Origin of the sequence: Natronospira sp. (assembly GCF_007134575.1) — a bacterium.
Taxonomy (GTDB): Bacteria; Pseudomonadota; Gammaproteobacteria; order Natronospirales; family Natronospiraceae; genus Natronospira; species Natronospira elongata.
This window is the reverse complement of the sequence record NZ_SLKM01000158.1, coordinates 1-3,209: the sequence shown is the minus strand read 5'-3', so window position 1 is coordinate 3,209 and position 3,209 is coordinate 1. Positions and strand designations below refer to the sequence as shown.

At 61.5% G+C, this 3,209-nt stretch carries 4 protein-coding genes; 1 reads left to right on the top strand and 3 read right to left on the bottom strand.

Annotation, left to right across the window (positions count from 1 at the left end; all coding sequences use genetic code 11):
• Positions 1–1,169 (top strand): dicarboxylate/amino acid:cation symporter (locus ACJWXQ_RS06350; RefSeq protein WP_406672392.1); only part of this gene is annotated, 1,169 nt, incomplete at its 5' end.
• 69 nt (positions 1,170–1,238) lie between these two features.
• Here the strand turns inward: ACJWXQ_RS06350 and ACJWXQ_RS06345 are convergent.
• The 3 genes from ACJWXQ_RS06345 to ACJWXQ_RS06335 all read right to left on the bottom strand — a co-directional run.
• Complete coding sequence (locus ACJWXQ_RS06345) at positions 1,239–1,787, bottom strand: prephenate dehydratase domain-containing protein (RefSeq protein ID WP_346052026.1); 549 nt, start codon at positions 1,785–1,787, stop codon at positions 1,239–1,241.
• Entirely contained in the window at positions 1,784–2,086 is a 303-nt protein-coding gene (locus ACJWXQ_RS06340) for a chorismate mutase (RefSeq protein WP_346052028.1), read from the bottom strand. Before ACJWXQ_RS06340 ends, ACJWXQ_RS06345 begins: the two co-directional genes overlap by 4 nt.
• Before the next feature lie 413 nt (positions 2,087–2,499).
• Positions 2,500–3,209 (bottom strand): hypothetical protein (locus ACJWXQ_RS06335; protein ID WP_406672391.1); only part of this gene is annotated, 710 nt, incomplete at its 5' end.

Below are 3,209 nucleotides of genomic sequence, written 5' to 3'. Positions count from 1 at the left end.
CGGGCCTGGCCGCCCTGATTACCAACTGGCTGGCCCTGCCGGGCTACGTCTTCCTGGCCTTGATCCAGATGATCGTCATCCCCCTGGTGGTGGCCTCTATCATCCTCGGCATGGCCTCTTCCGACAGCATGGCTTCCCTGCGCAGCACCGGCATCCGGGCCGGCCTCTTTTTTGTCGTCACCACATTGGCCGCGGTGCTGATCGGCATGGTGGTGGCGCTCACCATTCAGCCGGGGCTGTATCTGGATGCGGCCAGCATCCAGGCCGAGCTCAAGCCCGCAGTGGAAGCCGCCGAGGCCGTGCCGGCCCCGGGCCTGGCCATTCAGGACCTGCCCGCCCGTCTGAGTGAAATGATCCCCGCCAACCCGCTGAAGGCCGGTCTGGAGCAGAACATGATGCAGGTGGTGGTCTTCGCCATCCTCATCGGGGTGGCCCTGGTCAGCCTGCCCCGGGCACAGCAGCAACCCCTGCTCAGCCTGCTGGCCTCCATTCAGGAAATCACCATGGTGGTGGTGCGATGGGCCATGCTGCTGGTGCCCTTTGCCGTCTTCGGCCTGCTCGCCCAGATCACCACTCGACTTGGGATAGAAGCCTTGCTCGGCATGGGCCTGTACGTGGTCACCGTCATCATCGGCCTGATCCTGGTCTTGATCATGTATCTCATCATCTATCGCCTGCGTACCGGCCGCCCCGTGGGCAAGTTCCTCTCTGCTATCCGTGATGCCCAGTTGCTGGCCTTCTCCACCTCGAGCTCGGCGGCGGTCATGCCGCTCACCATGCAGACCGCCGAGGCCAGACTGGGCGTCTCCGCTTCCACCACCCGTTTCGTCATCCCCCTGGGCACCACCATCAACATGGCCGGCACCGCCCTCTACCAGATGGTGGCGACCCTCTTTCTCGCCCAGGTCTTCGGCGTGGATATCGGCATCGCCGGCCTGCTGTTGGTGGTCTTCCTTGCCGTGGGTGCCTCCATCGGCTCGCCCGGCACCCCCGGCATCGGCATTGTCATCCTGTCCATGCTGTTGGGCAGCGTGGGCATCCCCGCCGCCGGCATTGCCCTGATCATCGGCGTGGACCGCATCCTCGACATGTGCCGCACCACGGTGAATGTCACCGGCGACCTGGTGGCTGCCAGCGTGCTGGACCGTCCGGAAGGGGGAGATCACTGAGCCGCTCAGCGCTGGGTCGGCAAGGCCGGGTGGCATCGAAGGGAGGCCCCCCTCAGGGCTTGAGCGACGTCAGGGTGCGGCCGTTGTCAGAATAAAACGGGTGCGGTTGGTGGGCGAATCCTGAATGTTCCTTTCAAGCACAGGCATGCCGTAGTGGGCCGCGGCATGGGCCGAGGCGATGGCCAGGGTGGCCACCGGTCGGGTCTCGCGCAGCAGAGCGACACTGTCCGCGGTGTCATGACTGGCTTGGGCCTTGAGCCAGGGATTGCGGCGCAGGAATGCCTGGCATTGGGACAGGGCAGCCGGGTGAGAGAGGACGGTGCCGCGGGTACGGGGTGTCCGGGGCTTCCATCCGATCAGGCAGTGGTGGATGGGGAAACTCAGGCTGTTCTGCATTCGCAGCTCGTGTTGTCGGTAAAGACGCTGGACCGGCCCGATGGGGCCGATGGTGGAATTCCACCAGGGGAACAGCAGGCGACTACCGGCTTGGGCCAGGTAATGCTCAATGGCCGCCTCAAATGACCGGGCGTGAATGAATCGCAGTTCCCCGGCCAGCAACACCTTTGCCGCCTGGGCACTATAAGAAGCCGGGCCGCCCTGGATGATGACCGTCTTCATCCCGTCGCTCCTTTTCGGTCCCAGCTTTTGTTAAGAATCTGATTTTGTATCCGGCGGGATTCAGCGGTGAGAATCTCGAAGAGATGGCGGGCGGCCTCGTCGCTCATGGGCCCGTCATTGGCCAGCGAGATGCGCAGGTACAGATTTTCCTCCCGTTGCCGGTCTCGGCAGGGCAGGCCGGCGCTGGCCTTCATCTCGCCGATCTGGCCGGTGAGCCGGATGCGCCGGTTGATCAGATCCAGCAGGGCGTGGTCCATGATATCCACCACCTGCCGCAGTGCCTTGATTTCCTCGTTCATCGCGCCTTACCTCCGTCATGCCTGAATGGCCATGCACGCCTTACAATGCCCGGGCACAAAAAAAGCCGGCCGCGATTCTGTCGCGGCCGGCTTTGGCTGGCGTGCAATTTGTCTTTCAGTTCACATCATGGGTTTGCACACCGCCACCGGCCGCCTCTTCCGTAGAAGAAGCGAAAGGAAAAGCCAGAATAAAAGGTGGCGTTGTGCAGCATGATACGAGCAGTCATTTCTCCGGGAGACCTATTCCTGATTATTCGCGATGAAAACGCGGAATTCAAGGCCGGTTAAGATCAATCAGGCATAAGGCGGCCTGGCCGTGGCTTCTCCTCGAACCTTATGTCCACCACTCGGTTATCAGCGGCCCGTATTTCTTCTGACTCCGGGCCACCATAGCCGCAAATTCCATTCAAGACTCAGTCGAGTTCACCGTATTCGGCAATTTCGATTTCCACCCAGTCAAAGGGGAAGCGGAATGGGAATACTCGCGTTCGAATCTCAATCAGAATATAGGCCCAGGCGGTGCCGTCTTCATCCGTGTAGAAGCTGAAGGGCTCCTCGTTGTACATCCGCTTGCGTTCCCAGTAAAAGCCCGGCGTGCGGTAAGGCTGCTCGCAAGGTTTGTCGATGGCGAAATCGCCGACTATCCAGGCATCTTCACCGGACTCACCCGGTATGCCATGATCAATATTTAGAGACCACCAATCCTGGAAGAAGTCAAATGTCGTCAGAAATGGCTTGAGCTGTTCATCGCTAAAGCCTACCAGGAAATTGGTATCTCGGCCCGGCGGTCGTGGTATGCCCCCGCATTCCGCCGGTACGTCGCTGAAGACCTCGAAACGGATTCGGCCCTGATACAGCAGGTTCGGGTCAAGCCCTTCCAGGGGGTAGAACATGCCGATGACAAGGCGCCCGTTGGAGACCACCTCCAGCTGCAGGGCCTTGCAGCAATCAGCGGTGCCTTCCTGGGCCGTGACCTGCCGGAACCCGAAGTTTCGCCTCTCACGGTCAGCTTCGCTAAAACGGGCTGCAACCGGCTGCCATCCGTCGTCGCCACTGTCGAAGGAGAACAGCCACCGGGGCGGACCCTCCTCAAGGGGGCCCGATTCCTCGGACAGGCATCCTG